The sequence below is a fragment of the Nonomuraea sp. NPDC004702 genome (assembly GCF_053601695.1).
In genome coordinates, this window is sequence record NZ_JBSGCE010000023.1 from 128801 (window position 1) to 153500 (window position 24700).

Annotated in this window: 24 protein-coding genes; 10 read left to right on the forward strand and 14 right to left on the reverse strand. The window is 74.0% G+C overall.

Annotation, left to right across the window (positions count from 1 at the left end):
• The first annotated feature begins 3 nt into the window (after window positions 1-3).
• The gene (locus ACWEJ6_RS27210; protein WP_387669515.1) at window positions 4-2163 is read left to right on the forward strand and encodes a choice-of-anchor J domain-containing protein; all 2160 of its coding nucleotides are present in this window, start codon (window positions 4-6) and stop codon (window positions 2161-2163) included.
• Between the two features lie 87 nt (window positions 2164-2250).
• A complete protein-coding gene (locus ACWEJ6_RS27215; RefSeq protein ID WP_452427194.1) occupies window positions 2251-3762 on the forward strand; it encodes an acyl-CoA synthetase in 1512 nt (503 codons plus the stop codon).
• 13 nt (window positions 3763-3775) lie between these two features.
• Here ACWEJ6_RS27215 and ACWEJ6_RS27220 read toward each other — a convergent pair whose 3' ends face one another.
• Both ACWEJ6_RS27220 and ACWEJ6_RS27225 read right to left on the reverse strand, forming a co-directional pair.
• On the reverse strand, window positions 3776-5389 hold the full coding sequence (locus ACWEJ6_RS27220) for a benzoate-CoA ligase family protein (protein ID WP_452427196.1): 1614 nt from the start codon (window positions 5387-5389) through the stop codon (window positions 3776-3778).
• A gap of 66 nt (window positions 5390-5455) precedes the next feature.
• Complete coding sequence (locus ACWEJ6_RS27225) at window positions 5456-6415, reverse strand: LysR substrate-binding domain-containing protein (RefSeq protein ID WP_452427198.1); 960 nt, start codon at window positions 6413-6415, stop codon at window positions 5456-5458.
• A 64-nt stretch (window positions 6416-6479) separates the two neighbouring features.
• Here ACWEJ6_RS27225 and ACWEJ6_RS27230 point away from each other — a divergent pair, with 64 nt between their 5' ends.
• Window positions 6480-7676: an MFS transporter gene (locus ACWEJ6_RS27230; RefSeq protein WP_452427200.1), complete on the forward strand. Its 1197-nt coding sequence runs from the start codon at window positions 6480-6482 to the stop codon at window positions 7674-7676.
• A 15-nt stretch (window positions 7677-7691) separates the two neighbouring features.
• Here ACWEJ6_RS27230 and ACWEJ6_RS27235 read toward each other — a convergent pair whose 3' ends face one another.
• Window positions 7692-8006, reverse strand: a complete 315-nt coding sequence (locus tag ACWEJ6_RS27235) for a hypothetical protein (protein ID WP_452427202.1) — start codon at window positions 8004-8006, stop codon at window positions 7692-7694.
• 20 nt (window positions 8007-8026) lie between these two features.
• On the opposite strand from ACWEJ6_RS27235, the gene ACWEJ6_RS27240 reads away from it, so the two are divergent.
• Window positions 8027-8908 carry a S8 family peptidase gene (locus ACWEJ6_RS27240; RefSeq protein ID WP_452427204.1) on the forward strand — a complete coding sequence of 294 codons (882 nt, stop codon included), beginning with the start codon at window positions 8027-8029 and terminating at the stop codon, window positions 8906-8908.
• Between the two features lie 34 nt (window positions 8909-8942).
• On the opposite strand, the gene ACWEJ6_RS27245 is transcribed toward ACWEJ6_RS27240, so the two are convergent.
• Genes ACWEJ6_RS27245 through ACWEJ6_RS27265 form a run of 5 tightly spaced genes read right to left on the reverse strand, consistent with a single transcriptional unit; the run spans window position 8943 to window position 14386 of the window.
• Window positions 8943-9902 (reverse strand): aldo/keto reductase, encoded by a 960-nt coding sequence (locus ACWEJ6_RS27245; protein WP_452427206.1) that lies wholly within the window; start codon window positions 9900-9902, stop codon window positions 8943-8945.
• Window positions 9899-10771 carry a branched-chain amino acid ABC transporter permease gene (locus ACWEJ6_RS27250; protein ID WP_357707625.1) on the reverse strand — a complete coding sequence of 291 codons (873 nt, stop codon included), beginning with the start codon at window positions 10769-10771 and terminating at the stop codon, window positions 9899-9901. The genes ACWEJ6_RS27245 and ACWEJ6_RS27250 overlap by 4 nt, the downstream gene beginning before the upstream one ends.
• Window positions 10771-11922: an ABC transporter substrate-binding protein gene (locus ACWEJ6_RS27255; protein WP_357976886.1), complete on the reverse strand. Its 1152-nt coding sequence runs from the start codon at window positions 11920-11922 to the stop codon at window positions 10771-10773. The genes ACWEJ6_RS27250 and ACWEJ6_RS27255 overlap by 1 nt, the downstream gene beginning before the upstream one ends.
• On the reverse strand, window positions 11919-13637 hold the full coding sequence (locus tag ACWEJ6_RS27260; protein ID WP_452427209.1) for a branched-chain amino acid ABC transporter ATP-binding protein/permease: 1719 nt from the start codon (window positions 13635-13637) through the stop codon (window positions 11919-11921). Before ACWEJ6_RS27260 ends, ACWEJ6_RS27255 begins: the two co-directional genes overlap by 4 nt.
• Window positions 13637-14386, reverse strand: coding sequence for an ABC transporter ATP-binding protein (locus ACWEJ6_RS27265; RefSeq protein WP_452427211.1), 750 nt, complete (start codon window positions 14384-14386; stop codon window positions 13637-13639). The genes ACWEJ6_RS27260 and ACWEJ6_RS27265 overlap by 1 nt, the downstream gene beginning before the upstream one ends.
• Window positions 14387-14568: 182 nt before the next feature.
• Between ACWEJ6_RS27265 and ACWEJ6_RS27270 the strand changes: the two genes are divergently transcribed.
• The gene (locus ACWEJ6_RS27270) at window positions 14569-15918 is read left to right on the forward strand and encodes an amidohydrolase (RefSeq protein WP_452427213.1); all 1350 of its coding nucleotides are present in this window, start codon (window positions 14569-14571) and stop codon (window positions 15916-15918) included.
• Window positions 15919-15937: 19 nt separating this feature from the next.
• Here ACWEJ6_RS27270 and ACWEJ6_RS27275 read toward each other — a convergent pair whose 3' ends face one another.
• Window positions 15938-16774 (reverse strand): aldo/keto reductase, encoded by an 837-nt coding sequence (locus ACWEJ6_RS27275; protein WP_387669530.1) that lies wholly within the window; start codon window positions 16772-16774, stop codon window positions 15938-15940.
• A 115-nt stretch (window positions 16775-16889) separates the two neighbouring features.
• Between ACWEJ6_RS27275 and ACWEJ6_RS27280 the strand changes: the two genes are divergently transcribed.
• A complete protein-coding gene (locus tag ACWEJ6_RS27280; RefSeq protein WP_387670367.1) occupies window positions 16890-17717 on the forward strand; it encodes a metallophosphoesterase family protein in 828 nt (275 codons plus the stop codon).
• 13 nt (window positions 17718-17730) lie between these two features.
• Here the strand turns inward: ACWEJ6_RS27280 and ACWEJ6_RS27285 are convergent, their stop codons facing one another.
• From ACWEJ6_RS27285 to ACWEJ6_RS27300, 4 genes are read right to left on the reverse strand one after another with little or no spacing between them, the layout of a single operon-like run.
• Complete coding sequence (locus tag ACWEJ6_RS27285) at window positions 17731-18375, reverse strand: response regulator transcription factor (RefSeq protein ID WP_358286154.1); 645 nt, start codon at window positions 18373-18375, stop codon at window positions 17731-17733.
• Window positions 18366-19640: a sensor histidine kinase gene (locus ACWEJ6_RS27290; protein ID WP_452427215.1), complete on the reverse strand. Its 1275-nt coding sequence runs from the start codon at window positions 19638-19640 to the stop codon at window positions 18366-18368. The genes ACWEJ6_RS27285 and ACWEJ6_RS27290 overlap by 10 nt, the downstream gene beginning before the upstream one ends.
• A gap of 11 nt (window positions 19641-19651) precedes the next feature.
• On the reverse strand, window positions 19652-20446 hold the full coding sequence (locus ACWEJ6_RS27295) for an ABC transporter permease (protein ID WP_452427217.1): 795 nt from the start codon (window positions 20444-20446) through the stop codon (window positions 19652-19654).
• A complete protein-coding gene (locus ACWEJ6_RS27300) occupies window positions 20443-21357 on the reverse strand; it encodes an ATP-binding cassette domain-containing protein (RefSeq protein WP_452427219.1) in 915 nt (304 codons plus the stop codon). The genes ACWEJ6_RS27295 and ACWEJ6_RS27300 overlap by 4 nt, the downstream gene beginning before the upstream one ends.
• Before the next feature lie 174 nt (window positions 21358-21531).
• Between ACWEJ6_RS27300 and ACWEJ6_RS27305 the strand changes: the two genes are divergently transcribed.
• The 4 genes from ACWEJ6_RS27305 (at window position 21532) to ACWEJ6_RS27320 (ending at window position 23543) form a co-directional block, all read left to right on the forward strand.
• Window positions 21532-21708, forward strand: a complete 177-nt coding sequence (locus ACWEJ6_RS27305) for a hypothetical protein (protein ID WP_358286146.1) — start codon at window positions 21532-21534, stop codon at window positions 21706-21708.
• Window positions 21709-21808: 100 nt separating this feature from the next.
• Window positions 21809-22264, forward strand: a complete 456-nt coding sequence (locus ACWEJ6_RS27310) for a hypothetical protein (RefSeq protein ID WP_387669537.1) — start codon at window positions 21809-21811, stop codon at window positions 22262-22264.
• 10 nt (window positions 22265-22274) lie between these two features.
• The gene (locus ACWEJ6_RS27315) at window positions 22275-22937 is read left to right on the forward strand and encodes a glycine-rich domain-containing protein (protein ID WP_452427222.1); all 663 of its coding nucleotides are present in this window, start codon (window positions 22275-22277) and stop codon (window positions 22935-22937) included.
• A 6-nt stretch (window positions 22938-22943) separates the two neighbouring features.
• Window positions 22944-23543 (forward strand): class I SAM-dependent methyltransferase, encoded by a 600-nt coding sequence (locus tag ACWEJ6_RS27320; RefSeq protein WP_452427224.1) that lies wholly within the window; start codon window positions 22944-22946, stop codon window positions 23541-23543.
• On the opposite strand, the gene ACWEJ6_RS27325 is transcribed toward ACWEJ6_RS27320, so the two are convergent.
• On the reverse strand, window positions 23535-24700 hold a 1166-nt coding region (locus tag ACWEJ6_RS27325; RefSeq protein WP_452427226.1), incomplete at its 5' end, for a cupin domain-containing protein. The two genes, ACWEJ6_RS27320 and ACWEJ6_RS27325, sit on opposite strands and share 9 nt — an antisense overlap.

A 24700-nucleotide genomic window follows, 5' to 3' on the forward strand; every position in this document is an offset into this window, starting at 1 on the left:
TCAATGGCGCGCACCCGAATCATCGGAATCGCTGCCGCACTTCTCTTACTGCCCACGCTGACCGCGATACCCGCGTCGGCCGAGTCCCCGCAGGCGGCCGCCACGGCCGCGCCGCCGAGCGACGTCAAGGAGCTCACCCGCAAGGACTTCACCCTCGACGGCAAGCCCGTCAAGGTCCCCGCGAAGTACGAGGCCCGCAAGGCCACGGCCAAGGCCGCCGCCGAGACGCCGCCGGTCGGCACCGTACGGCAGTGGCTGGCCACGGACGACTACAACGGCCGCCTGTACCGCAAGGACTACACGCTGCGCGGCGTCGGCGACAAGATCGAGGTCTGGGTCGCCAACGACCTGGCCTTCCCGGCCGGCGACTGCCGGATGCAGGTGCCCGGGACGACGGAGATCACCGACGCCCAGGTCACGAACCTGGTGCAGCAGTTCGACACGAACATGTACCCGAAGGAGACCGCGACCTTCAGCACGCCGCCGGACCGGGACGGCACGAACGCCGTGCTCGGCCCCGACGCCAACGGCAACGGCGGCGTCTACACCGGTGCCGGCGACCGCACGGTGACGCTGATCGACAACGTCCGGGACGACAACTACTACACCTTCCCGGCCGCGACCACGTACATCGCGGGCTTCTTCTCCTCGCAGTACAACGAGCTGCTCGACCGCAACGTGATGACGATCGACGCGTTCGACTGGCTGCACAGGACCGGCGCGAACCCGCCGGACGACCCGACCTCCGACGTGTGCACCTCGCGCTCGGCCCGGCCCTTCCAGTACGAGGGCGTCTTCGCCCACGAGTGGCAGCACCTGCTGCACTACTACACCGACCCGCTTGAGACCACCTGGATGAACGAGGGCCTGTCGGACTTCGCGATCTCGGTGACGGGTTACGGCAACCCCAAGGCGACGGTGTTCGAGAAGGGCTTCGACAACCACATCAACTGCTTCCAGGGCTTCGGCATCGTCCAGACGCCGTACAACCCGAACCCGCGCAACTGCGGCGGCCCGCAGAACTCGCTCAACCTGTGGGGCGACGGCGGCAACCCGGACGCGGTGCTGGCCGACTACGGCAACGCGTACTCGTTCATGTTGTTCCTGTACGACCGGTACGGCGCGGACTTCCTGTCCAAGCTGCACCGTGACGGCTCCCTGCAGGGCCTGGCCAGCGTCAAGGCGGCGCTCGGCAGCACGGACCTGTACCAGGTGCTGCACGATTACCAGACGATGGTGCTGGTGGACAAGGTCGTGGGCAGCCGCGGCGTGGTGCTGGGCGTGCCGAAGAAGCGGGTGACGACCGCGAGCCTGAACTCCACGGTCAACCTCGCCAACCCGGCCGCGTACAACACTCCGGGGGCGGCCCCGAACGGCGCCGACTACGTGCAGATCCGCAAGCCGGGCGGCGCGGCGCCGACCTCGCTGTCCTTCCAGGGCGCCAAGACGCTGCCGCCGATCCCGCTGGCCTGGACGGTCGTCTCCGACGACCCCGACCGCGCGGGCAACCCGGTGCTGTGGTCGGGCAACGCCAGCAACCTCAACGTCGCCGCGGTGACCAAGGTGACGGTCCCGGCCGCCGACCCGACGCTGCGCTTCCTCGCCAAGTACGGCGCGGAGTCCGGCTTCGACTACGGCTACGTGATCGTCTCCGCGGACGGCGGCAAGACCTACACCGCGATCCCCGGTGACAAGACGGTGGCCGGCCCGCTCGGCCCGGCCGTCAACGGCACCACCACCGGGTTCCAGCCGCACACCTACAGCCTGTCCGCCTACGCGGGCAAGGAGATCCTCGTCGGCTTCCAGTACGTCAGCGACGGCGGGGTCAACGAGGGCGGCTGGAAGATCGACGACGTCACGGTGGGCGCCACGGCGGTGAGCGACGGGGCCAGCCTGGAGCCGTTCGACTCCCCGACCGAGATCTCCCCGACGCCGGTCAGCAACTGGAACGTGCGACTGGTCGGCCTGGACGAGCGGCACTCGGTGGTGCTGCAGGCCCAGTTCGACGGCAAGGGCTCGATCAGCCTCAACCGGCTGCAGCTCGCGCCGTTCGCGGTCTTCCCGTCGGTGGTCGCGATCGTGGCCTATGACGAGCCGACCGAGCAGGTCCAGCAGTACGCGCCGTACACGCTGAAGGTCAACGGCGTCACCCAGCCAGGGTGAGCCCGAGGAGGCGTCCGCCGGGGGTCGGCGGGCGCCTCCTTCGTCGGGTACGATCGCCGAACATCATTCGGCATGGGGGTGCCCAGCATGACCACGCGCCAGCACACGATCGGCGACCTCCTGCGGCGCTCGGCCGCCAGGTTCCCCGCCAAGACCGCCGTGATCTACGGCAACGTCCGCCAGAGCTACGCCGATCTCGACCTTGAGGTCAACCGCACGGCCAACGCGCTGGCGGCGCGCGGCGTGGCCAAGGGCGACCGGTTCGCCCTGTTCAGCCATAACAACCATGCCTTCGTGGTGGCCTACTTCGCGCTGGCCCGGCTGGGCGCGATCTCCGTGCCGATCAACTTCATGCTCGGGCCGCGCGAGGTGGCCTACATCCTGGAGCACTCCGGCGCGACGGGGATGCTGGCGGAGGAGGCGCTGCTGCCGGTGGCCGAGGCCGCGGCCGGGCCCGCCGTGCGGGTGCGCGGCGTGATCGGCGCGGCCGAGGGCTGGGAGTCCTTCTCCACCTGGCGCGGCGACGACGCCGAGCCGCAGGTGGAGATCGCCGCCGACGACCCGATCCAGCTCATGTACACCAGCGGCACCGAGTCCCGGCCCAAGGGCGCCACGCTGTCCAGCGGGAGCCTGCTGGCCCAGTACGTGAGCTGCGTCGTCGACGGCGAGATGAGCTCCGACGACGTCGAGGTGCACGCGCTGCCCCTCTACCACTGCGCCCAGCTCCACTGCTTCCTGACGCCCGGCATCTACCTGGGCGCCACCAACCTCATCCTGCCGGGCGCCGACCCGGCCTCGATCCTGGCCACCATCGAGGGCGAGCGCGCGACCAAGCTGTTCTGCCCGCCCACGGTGTGGATCGCCCTGCTGCGCCACCCCGACTTCGACCGCCGTGACCTGTCCTCGCTGCGCAAGGGCTACTACGGCGCCTCGATCATGCCGGTCGAGGTGCTGAAGGAGATCTCGGCCCGGCTGCCGGACGTGCGCCTGTTCAACTTCTACGGCCAGACCGAGATGGCGCCGCTGGCCACCATCCTGCGGCCCGAGGAGCAGCTGACCCGGCTGGGCTCGGCCGGGCGGCCCGCGCTCAACGTCGAGACCAGGATCGTCGACGACGAGGACCGGCCGGTGGCGCCGGGCGTGGTCGGCGAGATCGTCCACCGCAGCCCGCACGCCATGCTCGGCTACTGGAACGACCCCGACAAGACCGCCGAGGCGTTCCGCGGCGGCTGGTTCCACAGCGGCGACCTCGGCGTCATGGACGCCGACGGCTACCTGTCGGTGGTCGACCGGAAGAAGGACATGATCAAGTCCGGCGGCGAGAACGTGGCGAGCCGCGAGGTGGAGGAGGTCATCTACCAGCATCCGGCGGTCGCCGAGGCGGCCGTGTTCGGCGTCCCGGACGAGCGGTGGATCGAGGCGGTGACGGCCGCCGTGGTGCTGCGCGAGGGCGCGGCGCTGACCGCCGCCGAGCTGAACGCGTTCCTGCGCGAGCGGCTGGCCTCCTTCAAGACGCCCAAGAACGTGGTGTTCGTGGACGCGCTGCCGAAGAACGCCTCCGGCAAGGTGCTCAAACGCGAACTGCGCGACGCCTTCTGAGAGCCCGCGCCGGTCACTTGCCGAGCAGGTCGGCGGCCAGTTGCCGGAGGACCGCGCGCTGGACCGTCCCCGTCGCCGTTCTGGGCAGTTCGTCCAGGACCAGCACCTCGTGCGGGAGCCGGTCGGCGGCCAGGCCCTCGCGGCAGAACGCGATGAGCTCGCCCGCGTCGATCGGGCGGCCCGGCCTGGGCACCACGCAGGCGACCGGCCGGTCCGGCCCGTCGGCGCCGGCGTGGGCGACCACCGCGCACTCGGCGACCGAGGGGTGCTCCAGCAGCCGGGCCTCGGCCTCCAGGGGTGACGTCCAGGCGCCGCCCGTCCTGATCAGGTCGCCGGAGCGGCCCAGGAAGCGGTAGGAGCCGTCGGCGTCGCGGGCGCAGGTGTCGCCGGTGCGCAGCCACTCGCCCTGGAACGCCTGGCGGGTGGCGGCGGTGCGGCACCAGTAGCCGGTGGCGATCGAGTCGCCGCGCACGTACAGGTGGCCGGGCTCGCCGTCGGGGACGGGCGCGCCGGAGTCGTCCAGGAGACGCACCTCGTAGCCGGGCACGACGGCGCCCGAGCCGGCGGGGCGCGCCCGGCCCGGACGGCCGGAGAGGAAGACGTGCAGCGACTCGGCGGAGCCCAGGCCGTCGATGAGGTCCACGCCGAAGCGGCCGGTGAAGCGGCGGTGGAGCTCGGCGGGCAGCGCCTCGCCCGCGGAGACGGCCAGGCGGACCGAGGCGAAGGCGTCCTTGGGGGCCTCGGCGGCCAGCAGCGCGGCGTAGAACGACGGGCCAGCGAAGAACAGGGTGGGGCGCTCGGCCAGCAGGCGTTCGACGACGCCGCCCGGGGTGGGTGCGGCGGGGTCGAGGATCGTGGTCGCGCCCGCGGCGAGCGGGAGGACCAGGGAGTTGCCGAGCCCGTAGGCGGAGAACAGCCGGGCCGCCGAGAGGCACCGGTCCTCGGGGCGCACGCCGAGCACGTGCCGCCCGTACGCCTCGTGGACGTCGCGCAGCGCGCCGTGGCGGTGCATGGCCGCCTTGGGCGCGCCGGTGGTGCCGGCGGTGTAGAGCCACAGCGCGGGCGAGTCGGGCCAGGTGTCGTACGCGCCGGTCGCGCCCCGGCCGGCCTCCAGCACGTCCGACCACAGGCAGACCGGCACGCCGGGCTCGACCGCCGCCGACGGGCCCGCTCCGGTCGCGGTGGCGATGCGCGCGACGTGGCCGGGGGCCTGGCCCGCGTCGGTGAGCACGAGCGCCACGACCTCGGGCGCCGACAGCAGCGCCTCCTGCACGGCCGGCTCGAACTCGGGCGCGGAGACCACCACCCGCGCTCTGGAGTCGCGGATCAGCGCGCCCAGCTCGGCCCCGTCGTACAGGGCGGGCACCGGGACGGCGACCGCGCCCATCCGCAGCACGGCCAGGATCGTGATCAGCGTCTCGGGCCGGTCGGGCAGGACGAGCAGCACGCGCTCCTCCGGCCGCACGCCCATCACCCGCAGCCCGCCGGCCAGCTCGGCGACGTGCGTGGCGAGCTGGGCGTACGTCATGGCGCCCAGCGGCCCGGCGACGGCGACGCGGTCGCCGTGCCCGGCCTCGACCAGGCGGTCGGTGAGATGGACGCCGGCGTTGAACGACTCGGCAGGCATGGTCGTCCCCATCCGCAGAAGGGCGTGTGCAGCTGAAGTCTCCATACAGAATCGATGAGCCGTCAACTACTTCTGCGAGGACGGGTGTCGGCGGGGCCGCAACCCCGGGCCGACGTCGGCGGCGCCGGAGCGCACGTGGTCCAGGAAGGCGCGCACGGCGGGCGTGAGCCGGGCCCCGGCGGGCCAGCACGCCCCGATCGTCCGGAACACCGGGGGCGACAGCGGGATCTGCACGACGCCCTCGGCGGGCGTCAGACGGGGCAGGACGGCCACGCCGAGCCCGGCCGCCACCAGGCCGCGCACGGTCTCCGACTCCTGCCCCTCGAAGGCGATCCTGGGCGTGAACCCGGCCGCCGCGCACAGGTCGTCGGTGATCTGGCGGACGCCGTAGCCGTGTTCGAGCGTCACCAGCTCCTCCCCGGCCAGCTCGGCGGGCCGCACCCGGGCGCGTCCGGCGAACCGGTGGCCGGGCGGCACGGACAGCACCAGCTCCTGGTCGGCGAGCGGGTGCCCGGACAGGCCCGGGTCGCCGTCGGGCAGGGGCGCGACGAACACCAGGTCGATCTCGCCCTCGGCGAGCGCACGCAGCATGTCCTGGCGCGAGCCCTGCGCCAGGCTGAACCGCACGCCCGGGTGACGCTCGCGGAAGCCCCGGATCAGCGAGGGGACGAGCGTGCGGCCCAGCAGGTGCAGGAACCCGAGCACGATCCGGCCGCTGCCCGGGTCGATCTCCTCGCGCACCTCGCGGGCGGCCGACTCCATGACGGCCAGCGCCTTGCCGGAGGCGGCGGCCAGGACTCGCCCGGCCCTGGTCAGGCGGATGCCCCGCCCGTACGGAACCACGAGGGGCGCGCCGACCAGGTCGGCCAGCGCGGCCAGGCGGCGGCTGGCGGTGGGCTGCGGCATGCCGAGCAGCTCGGCCGCCCGCGTGACGTGCCCGGTCTCCCCCACGGCGGCCAGCAGGGCGAGCGTGGGAGCCAGCCCGGCGGCCAGCCGCTCGTCCACGAGCTCGTATTCATCCACCACAGCATGAATTATCGCCTATTTCCGCATTGGACGTATTTATTAGCCTTGCTTAGCGTTTCCAGGCGTGGCGGTCATCGAAGCTCAACGAGTCGGCACCCGGCGGGCCGGTCCGGCCGTGGCGGCGGCCGGCGTCTCCTCCTTCGCCCTGCTGTACGCGCCGCAGCCCGTCCTGCCGCAGCTGGCCGCCGACTTCCGGCTCGACCCCGGCGGCGCGTCGCTGGCCGTCGGCGTGGCCACGGCGGCGCTGGCGGTGGCGGTGCTGCCGCTGGCCGCGCTGGCGGAGGTCGTCGGGCGGCGGCGGATGATCGTGTGGTCCGTGCTGGCCTCGGCGCTGATCGGGCTGGCGCTGCCGCTGGCGCCGACGTTCCCCGTGCTGGTGGCGATGCGGGCGGCGCAGGGGGTGGCGGTCGCCGGGTTCGCCGGGGTCGGGGCGGCGTACCTGGCCGATCTGGTGGGGGCGACGAGGCTGGCCGGGGCGGTGGGCGTGATGATCGCCGGGAACTCGGTGGGCGGGATGCTGGGCCGGCTGGGCGCCGGGTTCGCCGCCGGGCCGTGGGGGTGGCGGGGCGCGCTGCTGGTGGTGGCCGGCGGGTCGCTGCTCTGCTCGGCGTACGCGGCCCGCACGCTGCCCGCCCCGCCGCCGGTCGTCCGTGCCCCGCGCGCCGGGGGCGGCGGCCGGATCGGGACGGCGCTGCTGGCGCCGTACACGGTGGGGGCGCTGGGCGTCGGCGCGTTCGTCGCCCTCTACAACGCCGCCTCCTTCCGCCTGTCCGCGCCGCCGCTGTCGCTCTCCCCCGCCGTGGCCTCCCTGGTGTTCCTCTCCTACGCCCTCGGCACCGCCTCCTCGGCCGCCGCCGGCCGGCTGGCGGACCGCCTGGGACGCCGGGCGGCCCTGGTCGCGGCCCTGGCCGTGACGGCCGCCGGCTCGGCGCTGACCGCGCTCGGCCCCCTGGCCGCGGTCGTGACCGGGTTCGCCGTGCTGACCGCCGGGTTCTTCGCCGCGCACGCCGTGGCCAACGCGTGGGTCGCCGCGCAGGCCCCGCCGGCCGCCCGCGGTCGCGCCGCCGGGATCTACACCCTGTGCTACTACCTGGGCAGCGGCGCCGGCGGCACGGCGGGCAGCGCCGTCTACGGCCACGCCGGATGGACCTGGCTGATCGTCCTGACCTCGGCCTGGCTGCTGCTGGCGATCGTGGCCGTGCTCGTCGCGGGCCGGCGGCCGCGGGCTGTTGCCAGGCGACCCCGGCAGGAGTACGCCTGACATCACAGGGGTGGGCTACTTCCAGGAGGGGAAGACGATGGCCGACCAGTTCATCGTGTTGCGCGATCTGAGCAGGACCCGCATGGCCGCGCCGTTCGAGCGGGCCGCCGCCGTGGCCGAGACGCCGAGCGAGCCGCACGTCGAGGTCACCGGGCTCGGCAAGCGCGAGGTGGCCGACCTCGCGCGGGACCCGTCGGTGGCCGCGGTCGCCCGGCCGATGCCGACCACCGTCCCGGGCGCGCCCGAGGACGCCGAGGCCCCGCCGCCGGCGGCGGAGGCGGGCGCGCAGGTCACGTGGGGGGTGCGGGCGCTGGGCGCCGACGCCTCCACCCGTACGGGGGCGGGGGACGGTGGTCGCCGTCCTCGACACCGGCATCGACGCCACCCATCCGGCCTTCACCGGGATGACGCTGGTGGAGGAGGACTTCACCGGGTCGGGCCGCGGCGACAAGGTCGGCCACGGCACCCACTGCGCCGGCACCGTCTTCGGCCGCCCGGTCGACGGCATGCGCATCGGCGTCGCGCCCGGCGTCGAACGGGCGCTGATCGGCAAGGTGCTCGGCGACGACGGCAAGGGCTCGACCGCCGCGACGGTCAAGGGCCTGCTCTGGGCGCTCGGGAACGACGCCGACGTCATCACCATGTCCCTCGGCATCGACTTCCCGGCCGCCATGCGGCAGCTGGAGGAGCGCGGGCTGCCGCAGTTCCTGGCCACGTCGATCGCGCTGGAGTCGTACCGGGCCACGTTGCGGCTCTACGACTCGCTGATGCGGATGATCGCGGCCAGGGCGGCGTTCGGCGCCGGCACGATCGTCGTCGCGGCCACGGGCAACGCCAGCCACCGGGAGCTGCGGCCGGACTTCGAGGTGGGGCCGGAGCTGCCGTCGGCCGCCGAGGGCATGATGGCCGTGGGCGCGGTGCAGCGGCTGCCGTCCGGGCGGCTGGCGGTCGCGCGGTTCTCCAACACCTTCCCGCAGGTGTGCGCGCCGGGCGTGGACGTGGTCTCGGCCCGTACCGGAGGCGGGCTGACCAGCAAGAGCGGCACCAGCATGGCCGCGCCGCACGTGGCCGGGGCGGCGGCGCTGTGGTGGCAGGAGCTGCGGGCGGGCAGCGACGGCGCGCGGGCCGCGGCGGTCACCGGCCGGTTGCTGCTGACCGCCGCGACGGACGTGTTCGTCCCGGACGCCGACGCCGCGGACCTGGGCGCGGGGCTGGTCCAGGCCCCCCGCTGAGCCCGCACGGTCTCCCGGGGTGGCCGGGAGGCCGTCAGGGGCCTTCGGGGTCCACCGTGTCGGCGTCGGCCCAGAACGGCGCGGCCAGCTCGCGCAGCCGCGCCGCGCCGACCCGGTCGAGCAGGGCGAGCGCGCCCGCGTTGTCGGCGAGCTGGGCCGTGCTCGTGACGCCGAACAGCACGCTGGCCACCGCCGGATGGGTGAGGCAGAACGCCACGCACACCTGCGCGGGCGTCGCCTCCAGCGCGGCCGCCACCTCGGCCAGCCCGGCGGCGGCCGTCGCGGCCCGCGCGCGCACGCCGCCGGGGTCGGGGAAGTCCGGCCGGGCGGGCCTCTCCTTGCCGGCCAGCAGCCCGCCTTCGAGCACGTCGCTGGCCTGCAGCGAGACGCCGGCGTCGAACACCTCGGAGAACGGCACCCCTTCCGGGATCGAGCGGCGGCACGGGTTGTACTTGAGCTGGGCCAGTTGCGGCCCCGGCGAGCCGAGGTCGCGGGCGTGGTTGCGGATGGTCAGGATCGAGGTGGCCGACCAGTTGTTGACCCCCCAGCAGCCGAGCAGCCCCTCGGCCTCCAGCGCGGCCAGCTCGCGGGCCAGGCGGCGCAGGTCGAGGTCGTCCCGGTGGACGTCGCCGACCACGGCCAGGTCGGCGTGGTCGGTGCCGGCCCGCAGCAGCGCGCGTTCGAGCTGGTCGCGCAGCGGACGCCCGGGGTGGTCGTCGAGCCAGAGCTTGACCGAGAGCAGGTAGTCCTCGCGGGCCAGGCCGGCGGCCCTGACCATGGCCGAGAAGAGCACGTCGGTGAAGACCGGCCGCTGCCCGGGCAGGCCGTAGACGCCCACGTCGAACAGGTTGACGCCGATCTCCACGGCGTGCCGCAGCAGCTCGACGGCCGCGCCGAAGTCCATCCGGTCGTAGGTGTGCCAGGACCCCAGCGACAGCACCGACGCCTCGGGGCCGTGCGCGCCGATCTGACGCTGGGGGACCTTGACCGTCATACGTTCGCCTCCGAGTCCCAGACCTGGTGGCGGCTGCGCCACCACAACAACGCCACCATCACCAGGAACGGCAGCACCCCGCGGTACTGCTGGACCGCCTCCAGCGACGCCGTCACCCCTTCCAGGCAGCCCAGCAGCAGCCCGCCGGCCAGCGTCAGCCACAGGCTGCTGAACGCCCCCACCATGGCCACCGCCAGCGCGGTCGTGACCAGGTTGCCCAGCGTGGAGAAGTCGCCGCCGAGCCGCGGCGCGACCAGGACGATCACGAGCGTGCTGACCGCGCCGATCGCCACCCAGACGGCCAGCGCGAGCCGGGGCGCGGGGATGCCGACGACCTGCGCGGTGGCCGGTCGTTCTGACAGCGCCTGGAGCCGCAGCCCCACCCGGGTGCGCCCGAGCAGCAGCCCCACGCCGACCGTGATGAGCACCGCGAACGACAGCGACACCAGCACCGCCTGCGGCACGACCACCTCGCCCACGGTGAAGGCGGGCGCGTCGAACGGCTGCGGGAAGCGCCGCGCGCCGCTGGTGTTGTTGCCGAACAGGCGCAGCCCGACCGACATCAGCGCGACGAACACCGCCACGGTGACGGCCGCCTTGGTGCGCAGGTCGTGCTCGCCGAACCAGCGCACCAGGCCGAGGCCGAGCAGCGCCGAGACCAGCCCGCCGGCCAGCGCCCCGAGCGGGAGCGCGAGCCAGACGTTCAGGCCGGCGTCGGTGAGGGTGACCATGACGAAGGCGCCCATGGCGCCCACGGCCGCCATCGCGAAGTTCACCACGGCGACGAGCCGGTAGGTCAGGACCACGCAGAGCCCGAGCAGCGCGTACACGCCGCCGCTGGTCAGGCCCGCGACCACGGAGTCGAGCATCAGCCGTTCCGCTTCGGGACGATGAAGCCCTCCGGCAGCACCGTCCACTTGCCGTTCTCGGCCTTGACGAAGCGGCTGCCCTCGATGGGGTTGTGCGTCTGGCCGGGGCCGAACACCCAGGGCGTGCCGACCATGGGGTAGGTGATGGGCTGCATCGACTTGAACGCCTTGGTCACCGACTCCCGGGTGATGTCCCCCTTGATCGTCTTGAGGACCTGGACGAACACGTCGGCCGCCATCACCCCGCCCTGGCTGAACGCGGTCTTCTGGATCTTGTTGTCGTTGACGATCTTCGCCCACCGCTCGTTGCCCGGCAGCGTCTCGTCGGTGTACGGCTGCCACTCGGTGCCCGCCTGGGCCTTCATCCCGGCCGGGATGAGGGCGGCGTTGGCGTCGGTGTAGGCGTTGGCCATGAGGATGAAGTCGACGTCCTGCATGCCCTGGGTCTTGGCCTGGGCGAACCAGGGCCCGACCTGGGCGTTGTAGACGACCGCCTGGCAGCCGCCGCTCTTGAGCTTGACCAGGTACGGCGTCGGGTCGCCCTGCCCGACCGAGGTGTCCTTGACGGCCAGCGTCTTGCCGGTGATGTCGCTCCACTCCTTGATGGCCGCGTCGATGCCGCCGCCGCTGCCCGGCAGCACGGTGAAGGCCAGGCACACCTTGTCGTGCTTGAGCGTCTCGGAGGCGTAGTAGAGCATCGCGGTCAGCAGCTTGAACGGGCCGGGGTTGACCGGGGCGATGTTCGGGCTGGTGAAGCAGGCCGGGTCCACGCCCACGGCCGGGATCGAGACGATCTGCGCCTTGCTGTAGGTGGCCCGGTTGAGCCCGCAGTCCACGGCGCTGGAGGAGCCGACGAACGCGACGACCTCCTCGGAGTCGATCAGCTCGCGCGCCGCCTCCGTGGAGCGCTGCGGGTTCATCGCGTCGTCCTTGCTGATCAGCTCGATCTTGCGGCCGTTGATCCCGCCGGCCTTGTTGACCTCCTCGAAGACGGCCTTGACCGCCTGCGGCACCTCGGGGGTCTGGAACAGGCCGGTGACGCCGTTGACGGCGCCGACCTTGATGGGCCCGTCGGTGCCCGAGCCGCCGGAGCAGGCCGTCAGAGCGGTCAGCAGGCCGAGGACGGGCAGGGCCATGAGTACGCGTTTCACGATGTCTCCTCCAAGACGGTGCCGAGGTAGGCGGCCCTGACGGCCGGTGCGTCCAAGACGTCGAGCGTCGACCCCGAGGCGATCACGTGCCCGAAGTCCAGCACCGTGACCTGGCCGCAGGCGGCTCGTACGAGATCCATGTCGTGCTCCACCAGCAGGATCGACACGCCGAAGCGGGCCGGGACCTGGGCCAGGCGGTGGCCGAGCCGCAGCGACTCGGCGGCGGACTGGCCGGCGGCCGGCTCGTCGAGCAGCGCGACCTTCGGCCTGGCGGCGATCGCGGCGGCGACGTCGAGCAGCCTTCTGGTGCCCGCGTCGAGGATCGAGACCGGCACCTCGCCGGGCGGGCAGCCGAAGAAGCGCAGCACCTCCTCCGCCTCCTGCCGGGGCAGGCGCCGCCCGGCGACGATCGCCAGGTACTCCTCCTGCGTCAGCTCCGGAGCGATGGCGGTGGTCTGGAACGTGCGGCGCAGCCCGCGCCGGGCCCTGACGCTCGGGCTGAGCCGGTCGAGTGGCTGCCCGGCGAGCACGACCGAGCCCTCGTAGCGGGCGGCGAAGCCGGTGACCGCGGAGATCAGCGTGGACTTGCCGGCGCCGTTCGGGCCGATCAGGCCGGAGACGCCGAGGGCGGGCACGGTCAGGTCCACGCCGTCCAGGGCGACGACCTGGCCGAACCGCACGCTCAGCCCGCGGATCTCCAGCACGTTCCCCTCGCCCGCCGCCGGAGGGACCGGGGCGGGCTCCTCGGCGGGCGCGCCGGACGCGGCCTCCAGCAGCGGGCGGGCGGCCCGTTCGCGCCTGCGGGCGCGGGTGAAGTCGGTCTGGCTGACCCCGCTGCGCAGGGCGAAGATCGCCATGACGCCGAACAGGATGCCGCCGAGGTCCTGCGGCAGGCGCAGCTTCTCCAGGACGGTGGCCATGACCGCGCCGAAGATGCCGCCCAGGACGGCGCCCTCGGTGTTGTGCGGCCCGATGAGCACGGCGACCGCGAACAGCGCCAGCGACTGCATCATCGCGAAATTTCCGGATACGACGAGGCCGAGCTGCCCCGCCATCAGCCCGCCCCCGATGCCGGCGATGAACGCGCTGATGGCGAAGGCCGTGAGCTTGCTGCGGGCCACGGAGATCCCGTGCGCCGCCGCCGCCCGCTCGGAGTGCCGCAGCTCCAGCCACGACCGCCCGATCCTGGTCCGGTTGACCAGCGCCAGCCCGATCGCGATCAGCACGAACACGGCCATGGCCAGCACGAAGTACGCCGCGTCGGAGGAGAACGGCTCCGGCCGGACGAGCGTCTTCAGCTCGGTCGTGCCGGGGAACTGGTTGGCGTTCAGCACGATGTCGGTGGAGACGGCGAAGCCGAGCGTGACGACGGCGAGGTTGACGCCCCGGATGCGCAGCGCGGGCAGCCCGATCGCGACGCCCACCGGCACGGCCGCCAGGCCGCCGAGCACCAGCCACAGCAGGAAGCCGCCGGGCGCGTCGGCCAGGTTCAGCCGCAGCACCACCCAGGCCCCGATCGCCGCGAACGACATCTGGCACAGCGACATGACCCCGGCCCGCCCGACGATCACGCCGTAGCTCTGCATGAGCACGCCGCTGACCACGGCCGCGATCGCCAGGTAGATCCAGTACGGCGGCAGCGCCCAGGGCAGCACCGCGCACGCCGCGACGGCCAGCCCCAGGCCGGGACCCCAGGTTCTCAGCAGCGCGTTCATCAGCTCCCGCCTTCCGTGCCGGCCGCCCGGGCGAGGCCGTCGTCGGTGACCGCGCCGAAGTAGAACTCGTGCAGCCGGTCCTGCGCCCCGCGCAGCTCCTCGCACGGCCCCTCGAAGACCACCCGGCCCTTGCGCAGCACGTACGCGCGGGCGCCGATCTCCAGCGCCAGGTTGGCGAACTGCTCGACGAGCAGCACCCCGATGCCCCGCTCGGCCAGCTCCCGCACCGAGCCCATCAGGCGGCGGACCACGACCGGCGCGAGCCCGAGCGACATCTCGTCGATGAGGACGACCTTCGGCCCGGCGATCAGCGCCCGGCCGATGACGAGCATCTGCTGCTCGCCGCCGGACAGGTTGGCGGCCGGCAGGGAGCGCCTGCGGTCCAGCTCGGGGAAGAGGTCGTAGACCATGGCCGGGTCGCCGTCGCCGGAGACCAGCAGGTTCTGCTCCAGCGTGAGGGTGCGGAACACGGTGCGGGCCTGCTCGGCGTACCCGAGTCCGGCCTGGGCGCGGCGGTAGGTGGGCAGGCCGGTCAGCGGCGTGCCGGCGAGGGTGACCGTGCCGGCGGCGGCGGGGGCCAGGCCCGCGATGCCGTCGAGCAGGGTGGTCTTGCCCGCGCCGTTCGCGCCGAGCAGCACGGTGACCGTGCCGGGCGCGACGCCGAGGCTGACCTCATGGACGATGGGCACCTCTCCCCTGGAGACGCTGAGGCCCCGTACGTCGAGGACGTCGTCCGCGGGAGCGCCCATCAGCGGCTCCGGCGGCGGTCGTCGGCCGCGGCGGCCGGCGCGTGCGCCGGTCCGCGAGGGGCCCGATCGATGATGCGCCGTGCCTCGAAAGGTAGAGGCATCGTCACCTCCCGGCACGAAATCGTATCTGATTCCATGTACGTTATGCGGATGGAAATGAGAGTGTCCAGAGCGGAGCGGATATGAAATCTGCGGCTGACAACAGGTCGGCGGATCTGGTCATGACCGGCGGCGTCGTCCACACGATGAACGCGGCCGGCCATCTCGCGTCCGGCATCGCGATCAAGGACGGACGCATCGTCAGGGTCGGCACTCCACTGCAGGTCCAGGCCATGGTGGGCCCGGGGACGCGGGTCGTGCGCCTGCGCGGCAGATCGGTGCTGCCCGGCATCAACGACAGCCACCTGCACGGCGCGTGGCTCGGCCTGCGCTGGCCCGACCTCCTGCTGGACCGCCTGACCGGCGCCGCCGACCTCGTCCCCGACTCCCGGCTGGGCAAGCAGGAGGAGCGGCGGGCGGCGATCCTGCGCGCCGGCGACCTGCTGGCCTCCCTGGGCATCACCAGCTACACCGAACCCGGCCTCGGCCCCTGCGAGCACGACGGCGGCGGGCGCTTCGGCGTCGAGGTCCTGCGCGAGTACGCCGGGATGGCCGCGCGGGGCGAGCTCAAGGCGCGGGTGAGCGCGTTGCTGCTGTTCGCCGAGGTGGACGGGCGCAGCTCACTGCCCGACCTGGTCGCCGGGCTGCGCGACCTGACGCCGCCCGCCGAGGTGCCGGGCTGGTTCAAGGTGGCCGGGGTGAAGATCTTCGCCGACGGCATCCCGCCGATGCGCACGGCCTGGAGCGACGAGCCGTACGAGGACGGCACGCACGGCGCCCCGCTGGTCGAGGGCGGCTCGGAGGACGAGCGCGAGACCGCCCTGACGACCATGATCGAGACCGCCGCCGCGGCCGGGCACCAGGTCGCGGTGCACGCCACCGGCAGCCGCGCGACCCGCACGGTCACCCGCGCCCTGGCCGGAGCCCCCGGGCGGCGCCACTACCTCGTCCACGGCGACGTCCTGCATCCGGACACCCTCAAGACGATGGCCGCGGCCGGCATCGGCCTGACCACCCAGCCGGGCATCGCCGCCGCCGCCTCCCCCATGCTGCGCGACGCCCTGGGCCAGGCCGCGCTCGGGCACGCCTGGCCGGTGCGGGACGCGCTGGCCGCCGGCGTACGGCTCAGCCTCAGCTCCGACGCCCCCATGCTCACCCCCGACTGGCGGCACGGCGTGGCCGCGGCCGCCACCCGGTGGGCCGTCGAGGGCGCGCGCGACCAGCGGCTCGCCCTGGACCAGGCGCTGCGCGCCTACACCAGCACCCCGGCCTGGCAGGAGGGCGCGGAGTCGTGGAAGGGCTCGCTGGAGCCGGGCAAGGTCGCCGACCTGTGCGTGCTCGACGACAGCCTGCTGGACGCGCACCCGGCCGACCTGCCCGAGGTGCCGGTCGCGATGACGATGGTGGACGGCAGGATCGTCTACGAACGCTGACCGGGGGCCGCTCCTGGAGTCACAGCTCCACGTGGTGGTCGGGGTCGCCGCCGAGGCGGCTGCCGCCGCCGCCCAGGGCCGAGATGCGCGCCATCTCCTCGGCCGACAGCTCGAAGTCGAAGACCTCCAGGTTGTGGCGCATCCGCCCGGGGTCGGCCGACTTGGGGATCGGCACGGCGCCGAGCTGCACGTGCCAGCGGAGCACGACCTGCGCGGGGGTGCGGTCGTGCGCGGCGGCGACCTCGGTGACGGCCGGGTCGTGGAGCAGCTTGCCGCCGGCGCCGAGCGGGCTCCACGACTCGGTCGCCACGCCGTGCCCGGTGAGCCAGGCGAGCAGGCCGGGCTGCGGGAAGCCGGGGTGCAGCTCGACCTGGTTGACCGCGGGCCACACGCCGGTGGCGTCGACCACCCGCTCGATCTGCTCCGGGGTGAAGTTGGAGACGCCGATCGAGCGGGCCAGCCCCTCCTCGCGCAGCCGGACGAACGCCTTCCAGGTGTCGACGAACAGGCCGTGGCCGGGCAGCGGCCAGTGGATGAGGTAGAGGTCGACGTGGTCGAGGCCGAGTCGGGACCGGCTCTCCTCGAACCCGCGCAGCGCCAGGTCGTAGCCGTGCTGGGCGCCGCGCAGCTTCGTGGTGACGAACAGCTCCTCGCGCGGCACGCCCGACTCGGCGACCGCCGCGCCCACGCCGCGCTCGTTGCCGTAGCTGGCGGCGGTGTCGATCAGCCGGTAGCCGAGCGTGAGCGCGTGGCCGACGGCCTGGCGGGCCTGGCGGTCGTCCATCGGCCAGGTGCCGAGGCCCAGGCGCGGCATGGCGCGGCCGTCGGAGAGCACGAGGGTCGGCGCGGTCGTCATGGCGGTCCTCTTCCGGGTGCGGGCAGGTGACGTACCTACCCGCCGCCGGGATGATCAACCTGCCGGTGGACCCCGCGCCACGTCGCGGCGCGGGCGGCGTACGATCCGAGACGTGATCACCGCTCCCCGCCTGCTCGCCGTCAGCGACCTGCACGTGCACCATCCCGACAACCGCGCGTTCGTCGAGGAGCTGCGCCCCGGGTCGGACGGCGACTGGCTGCTCGTCGCGGGCGACGTCGGCGAGCTGACGACGGACATCGCCTGGGCGTTGCGGCTGCTGGCCGACCGGTTCGCGAGGGTGGTGTGGGCGCCCGGCAACCACGAGCTGTGGACGCCGGCCCGCGACCCGGTGCGGCTGCGCGGCGAGGAACGCTACCGGTACCTGGTGGAGCTCTGCCGCGATCTCGGCGTGCTCACGCCGGAGGACCCGTACCCGGTGTGGGAGGGGGCGCGCGGCCCGGTCACCGTGGCGCCGCTGTTCGTCCTGTACGACTACACCTGGCGTCCGGAGGGCGCGACCACCAAGGAGGAGGCCCTGCGCACGGCCTACGACGCGGGGATCGTCTGCACCGACGAGGTCATGCTCCACCCCGACCCCCACCCCGGCAGGGACGCCTGGTGCGCGGCCCGGGTCGAGTACACCGAGGCGCGGCTGGCCGCCCGGCCGCCGGGGCTGCCGACCGTGCTGGTCAACCACTATCCGCTGGTCCGCGAGCCGACGCGGGTGCTCACCCATCCGGAGTTCGCGCAGTGGTGCGGCACCGAGCGCACCGCCCGCTGGCACCTCGCCTATGACGCCGCCGCCGTCGTGTACGGCCACCTGCACATCCCGCGCCTGACCCACCACGACGGCGTGCCCTTCGTGGAGGTCTCGCTCGGCTATCCGCGCGAGTGGCGGCCGCGGCCGAACCCGCCGGCGCTGCCCCGCGTGATCGACGTGTGAACGCCGGCCCGGGTCAGCCCTCCAGGTAGCGCAGGATCGCCAGCACCCGCCTGCTGTAGCCGGTGTCGCGCGGCAGGTCGAGCTTTTCCATGATGGCGTTGACGTGCTTCTCCACGGTGGACGCCGAGACGTGCAGGCGCTCGGCGATGGCCGCGTTGACCAGCCCCTGGGCCAGGTGCGCCAGCACCTCGGACTCGCGCGGGCTGAGCCGGCTCAGCGGGTCGGCGTGGCTGGTGCGGGCCAGCAGCCGCCGCACCACCTCGGGGTCGAAGGCCGTGCCGCCGGCGCGTACGCGGTCGAGGGAGTCGAGGAAGTCGGCCACCTCCGAGACCCGGTCCTTCAGCAGGTAGCCGAGCCCCTCGGCGGGCCCGGCCAGCAGGGTGGCGGCGTAGTGGGGCTCGACGTACTGGGACAGGACGAGCACGCCCACCTCGGGCCACCGCGCGCGGATCTCCAGGGCTGCCCGAAGCCCCTCGTCCTTGTGGCCGGGCGGCATGCGCACGTCGATCACCGCCACGTCGGGCCGGTCATCGGCGACGGCGGCCAGCAGCGCGGGCGCGTCGCCCACGGCCGCGACGACCTCGTGCCCGGCCTCGGCGAGCAGCCGGGTCAGGCCCTCGCGCAGCAGCACGGAGTCGTCGGCCAGGATCAGCCGCACGGCGGCTCCTTGGGCAGCGTGGCGACGATCTTCGTGGGCCCGCCGGGCGGGCTGTCCACGGTGAACGCGCCGTCGAGCGCCAGGACCCGGCGGGCCAGCCCGGACAGGCCGCCGCCCGCGGGGTCGGCGCCGCCTCCGCCGTCGTCGGAGATCGCCACGCTCACCGTCCGTTCGTCCTCGGCCACCACGACCAGGATGTCATGGGCGCGGGCGTGCTTGACCGCGTTGGTGATCGCCTCCCTGGTCACGAAGTACAGGGCGGTCTCGATCTCCGTGGCGGGCCGGGCCGACAGCCCGTAGTGGACGGTGACCGGCACGACGGAGCGTTCGGCGACCCCGGCCAGCGCGGCCTCGATCCCCAGCTCGTCCAGGGCGGTGGGGTAGATGCGCCAGGCGACGCTGCGCAGCTCGTCCAGGAGGCGGCGGGACTCGGCGTAGGCCTGGTCGACCAGCTCGGCGGTCCGGTCGTGGTCGCGGCCGTGCCGGGCGCGGCCGAGCAGCATGGCCAGGGCCACGCCGCGCTGCTGGACGCCGTCGTGCAGGTCGCGTTCGATCCGGCGGCGCTCGTCGTCCACGGCCCGGACGATGCCCGAGCGGGTCGCGGTCAGCTCGGCGATGCGGCGGCGCATGAGCTCCCGGCCGCCGGGGCCGAGGAAGTGGGCGGCCAGGCGGCGTTCGAGCACGCCGGCGGCCAGGGCGAGCAGCGCGGTCACCGTCAGCAGGGCCACGCCGCCGGTCAGGCCGAGCATGCCGCCGGTGGTGACGAGCCGCACGCCCGGCAGCTCGACGGGGACGGGGTCCGAGCCGCCGGTGATCAGGTCCCACGCCCCGCCGCCCAGCAGCAGGCCGCCGACGAACAGGGCGACGGCGCAGCCGTACCCGCCGAGCACGCCCAGGGCGGCGCGGGCGGCTAGGTAGGCGTAGCCGCCGTCGCGGGTGGGGGCGGGGTGGCCCAACCACCGGGTCAGCCGGGCGCGTTCGAGCGCCATGAGCCGCGCCGCGCCGCGCCGGGCCAGGGGGCGCGCGGCCGGGAGCAGCCAGGCGGGCCAGGCCGCGCAGAGGAAGGCCAGCTCGACCGCGCCGAGCGCCATGCCGGCCAGCACCCCCACCAGCGCCTTGACCGCCCGGCTGCCGGCGTTCTCCCGGTTGTCCATGGGCCCGAACGCCTTGACCGCCCGGCTGCCGGTGTTCTCCCGGTTGTCCGGCATGAGCCCGGAGCCGGGGTTCTCCCGATTGTCCGGCATGGGGCCGAAGTTGTCCGACACGGGCCCGAAGTCTAGGCGTCGCGGCGGCGCAGCACGGCGTAGCCCGCCGCCAGCGCCGCCGCCGCCCAGGCCAGCAGCCAGGCCAGGCCCTCCCCCGCCGAGTACGGGATGGGCCCGCCGGTCAGGTTGTCCACGCTGCCCATGAACGCCAGCCCGGCGAAGGTCGGCATGCGCAGCGAGGCGTCCAGCGCCGCCTGGCTCCCGGTCATCAGCAGCACCAGCGGCAGGCCCAGGAGCAGCATGAACACCACGGTCAGCGTGCCCGCCGCGCTGCGCATCGCGGCCCCGGCGCCCAGCGTCGTCACCGCCACCAGGGCGAAGAACACGCCCGCGCCCGCCACGTCCCGCACGGCCTCCCCGAACGGCAGCGTGACCAGCCCGCCGAACACGTCGGCCTGCAGCACCACGTAGACCGCCGCCGTCGCCACCGCCCCCGACAGCACCCCGGCGGCGAACATCACCGGCGCCACCACCAGCGCCTTGGCGGCCAGCACGAGCCCGCGCACCGGCGTGGCCTGCAGCGTGACCCTGATGCCGCCCGAGGAGTACTCCGACGTGATCGCCAGCATGGCCAGGGCGACCAGCGCGAACTGCACGAACGACGTGGCCGACACCACGGACTCGCTCGCCGTCACCCGCGCGCCGGGCACGCCTTCGCGCACCGCGTCGGTGGCCGCGGCGGCGGCCAGGGCCACGGCGGTCAGCACCATGAGCGCCGCCGCGCCGGCCAGGCACCACCACGTGGACCGGACCGACCACAACTTGTCCCACTCGGCCCGTGCCGCCTGCCACAACGCCGCCGTCACGCGCCCGCCTCCGTCGTCCCGTACTCCACGCTGCTCTCCGTCAGCTCCTGATAGGCCTGCTCCAGGGACGCCTCCCGGGTGCGCAGGCCGTGCAGCCTGATCCCGGCCTCGTAGGCCAGGTCGCCCACCCGCTCGACGGGCGCGCCGGTGGCGACGACCTCGTTCTCGGCGACGCGCTCGGCGGCGATCCCGGCGGCGCGCAGGCGTCCGGCCAGCTCCCCGGCGTGCGGGGTGCGGGCCAGCACGGCCGTCAGCGAGCTGCGCCCGATGACCTCGGCCAGGGGCGCGTCGGCGATCAGCCGGCCCTTGCCGATCACCACCAGGTGGTCGGCCGTGAGCTGCATCTCGCTCATCAGATGGCTGGAGACGAACACCGTGCGGCCCTCCGCGGCCAGCGACCGCATGAGCCGGCGCACCCACCGCACGCCGTCGGGGTCGAGCCCGTTGACGGGCTCGTCGAACAGCAGCACCGCCGGGTCGCCGAGCAGCGCGGCGGCGATGCCGAGCCGCTGGCTCATGCCGAGCGAGAGCGCCCCGGCCCGGCGGTTCGCCGCGCCGGCCATGCCGACGCTCTCCAGCACCTCGGCCACCCGCCGCACGGGGATGCCGTTGCTGCGGGCCAGCGCGGTCAGGTGCGCCCGGCCGCTGCGCCCGGGGTGCAGCGCCCGCGCGTCGAGCAGCGCGCCGACCGTCCGCAGCGGGTTCCTGATCCGCTGGTACGGCACGCCGCCGACCAGCGCCGTGCCCGCCGAGGGCCGGTCGAGCCCGAGGACGAGCCGCATCGTGGTGGACTTCCCCGCGCCGTTGGGACCGAGGAACCCGGTCACCGCGCCGGGTCTGAGCTCCAGCGACAGGTCGTCCACCGCCGTCCGGTCGCCGTACCGCTTGGTCAAACCCTTCAGACTGATCACGAGGGTCCACGCTAGGCAGCCGGGGGGCGGGCCACCATGGGGTCCGGCCGCCGACCTCGATGGCGGAAAACCGGAACAGACCAGGTCGCGACGCCGTCCGGCCGGGGCGAGCGCGCCCAAACAAGACGGTGCCGTTGCCCCGCGTTGACGTGCGGCTCACTACGGTTGCCGAGCATGACCGAAGACAAGAGCCGGAACCGGCGGCGGATCAGCATCGACGAAGTGGGCCTGGAGAAGCGCAGGTCCGCGATCCAGGCGCTCATGGAGCAGCCGCCGTCACCGGCGTCCGAGCAGGTGGGCGTCTTCGCCGAGGCGAACGCGCCGGGCGCGGCGCAGGGCGACCTCGGCTGAGCCCGCCCGGCGCGGCCCCGGGTTCGGCAAAGCGGCGGCGCGGCGCGCCGCCGCTCCCGGGTCCTGGATGTCACGCTCGCCGGGAACGAGGAGTGCCGCCATGAGCAAAGCCGTGCAAGGGCCCGAGCCGCATCCTCTCCTGGTCAAGCTGCTCCAGGAGGGTTTTCCGGACACCATGACGTTCTGGGGCTACGTGGGCCCGCCGTACCAGGACGGATGCGTCACGCTGTATCCCAGCCTGGAGGATCTGAACTCGGCCCTCGACATCCCGCTGAGCGACGTCCTGCACATCCAGGACGTGCCCGAGGACATCCTGCTCTTCGGCGCGAAGGTGTTGTGGGTACGCCGGGACGCCAAGGTCGTCCGCCGGCAGGCCGGCACGGCCGAGGCGTCGCTGACCTCGGAGGCCGCCGAGGACGCCGGGGAGATCCGGACGGGCCGGCTGCACCTGCGGGTCAAGACCGAGCGCGCCGACTGCCACAGCCCCTGCATGACCTGCCGCGACTGCAGCAGCGTGTGCATCTCGTCCTGCCGCAGGAAGTCGTCGCCGGAGTAGGGGAACCGCCATGATCACCGACACCCCGCTCGCCGCGCTCGACCACCAGGCGCCCTACCTGCTCGAACGGCTCGTCAAGGAGCGCGTCGCCGCGACGGAGGAGGAGGCCGGGGAGCTGTTCGCCGAGGCGAAGAAGTACCTGGTGCTCACGCAGGTCGACCGGTCGCGGATCTGGACGATGCACTCGACGCGCGTCGACGACGCCTGGCATCACTTCATCCTCTTCACCGACCTGTACACCGAGTTCTGCCGCACCTACTTCGGCCGGTACGTCCACCACAGCCCGAGCAACGACCCCGGCACGCCGGACGAGCCCGCCGAGCAGACCCCGGCGGGCACGTTCGCCGAGTTCCGCGACCGCTACGAGGAGCTCTTCGGCTGCCCGCTCCCCGACGTCTGGTACGACCATCGCACCGTCACGCTGACCCGCCGCGTGGTGAACGAGCGCGCCGGGCTGCTCACCACGCGCCGCGACGGGAACCAGGTCGAGCTGCTCTCCCCGTCGGGCGAACCGCTGGTGGCCGCCAACATGATCGCCTCGCCCGCGCTGGAGTTCGTGGCCCGCACCGGCGCCTTCTACGTGCGGGAGCTGCCCGGCGGCCTGACCGGGCAGGAGCGGGTCGCCCTGGCCGAGGTGCTGGTCGAGCAGCGGATCCTCAAGGTGAGCGGCTAGCGGGACGTGACCTACGCCTCCCTGCGGGCGGGGCGGGGGCCCAACGCGCTGGTCGTCGAGGCGCTGGGCGTGCTCGGCGGCGTCCGCGGGCGGGCGCTGGACCTCGGCGCGGGCCCGCTCAACGACACCCGCTTCCTGCTGGAGCTGGGCTTCTCGGTCGAGGCCGTGGACACCGACCCCTGCACCCTCGCGCTGGCGGCGGCCTGGCGGCACCCGCGGCTGCGGGTCGTGCACGCCGACGTCCGTGACGTGCCGGTCGCGGCGGGGGCCTACTCGTTCATGGTCGCGATCCACGTCCTGCCCTTCCTGCCCGAAGCCGACGTCCGCCGGGTGGCGGCCGCGATGGCCGGTGGCCTGGCCGCGGGCGGCGTGCTGTGCTGCACGTTCTTCGGTCCGGAGGACGCCTGGGCGGGGCGGCCGGGGCGCACGTTCCTGCGCGCCCCCGAGGCCGGCGCGCTGTTCCCCCGGCTGGAGCCGGTCGTCCTGCGCGAGGACCGCTACGACGGCGTCGACGCCAGGGACGAGCCCAAACGCTGGCACGTGGTGCGCTGCGTCTTCCGCAGGCCCGCTGCCCCTGGCACAGGTGGCGCCGCCGGGTCAGCCTGACGTCGCCAGGGTCAGGAAGCCCTCCTCGACCAGGCGGCGTACCAGGGCGAGGCCGTCCTCCCCCGGCAGGCCGGCCGCGGTGAAGGGCTCGCCGTCCGCCATGCGCAGGAAGGCCGGCTCGTGCCGGGCCGGGAGGCTGAGCCGTTTGCCGTGGAAGGCGAGGACCAGCGTGCCGGCGTCCCGTCTGCTCTCCCAGCGCAGGCCGGGGCGGAGCCGGACGGCGGTGCCGGCGTCGAGGCCGGCCAGGCCCGTGAGGTCGAGCAGATGGCCGCCCAGCCGGTCGCCCTCGGCGAGCAACGCCATGTCCACCGCGTCGTCGGCCAGCCTCTCGGGGGTGAGGACGGTCATCAGGCGGGCGGTCAGCTCGCGGATGCGCTCCCGGGTGGCGGCCCGGCCGCCGCTCGTACGGGCGAAGCCGAAGGGCAGCGGCTCCTGGCAGCCGGGGTCGGCGGAGACGGCCGCCTCGCACCCGGCCAGCAGCACGTCGGCCCAGGTCAGGGGGTGGACGCCGACGCTCAGGTGCAGGGAAGCGCCCTGCGCCGAGGCGGCCTCGTGCGGCAGGCCGCGCGGCAGGTAGAGCAGGTCCCCTTCGCACAGGTCGAACTCGCGGCGGGCGTCCTCGTGGATCCGCCAGCGTTTGGTCCCGGCCACCTGCAGCACGAACACGTCGTGGGAGTCGTGGTGGACGCCGAAGCCGCGCGCCCGCGGCGGGGTGAGGTAGGCGTTGACCCGGCACTCCGCGCTGAACTCGCCCGCCAGCCGCCGGCACAGCTCCCGCAGCGGCGGCCACCGTTCGTGCACCGAAGGCATGATCAGGGTCGAGCCGTCGCGGTAGCGGGCGTAGAGGTCCTCCAGCCCGGCCGCGCCGCCGTCGGCGTGGCCGTCGCGGACCACGCGCACGGCCCCGGCGTGCAGGCCGGAGCCGGACAGCAGCTCGTCGAGGCGGGCCAGCGAGAACAGCTCGCGGTAGTGGCCGGGCGACCGCCTGCGCAGCAGGAGATGCCGCCGCCCCTGGTGGTCCCGCAGGAACTCCTCGCGGGACACCGGGCCGAGCAGCCAGTCGGTGGCGGGCGTGACGTCCGCGCCGTCCCGCTCGTCGATCGTCATCTCCGGTCCGTACCCGTGGCGTCCGCGCGCCACGCCCCGGGCCGCGCGGC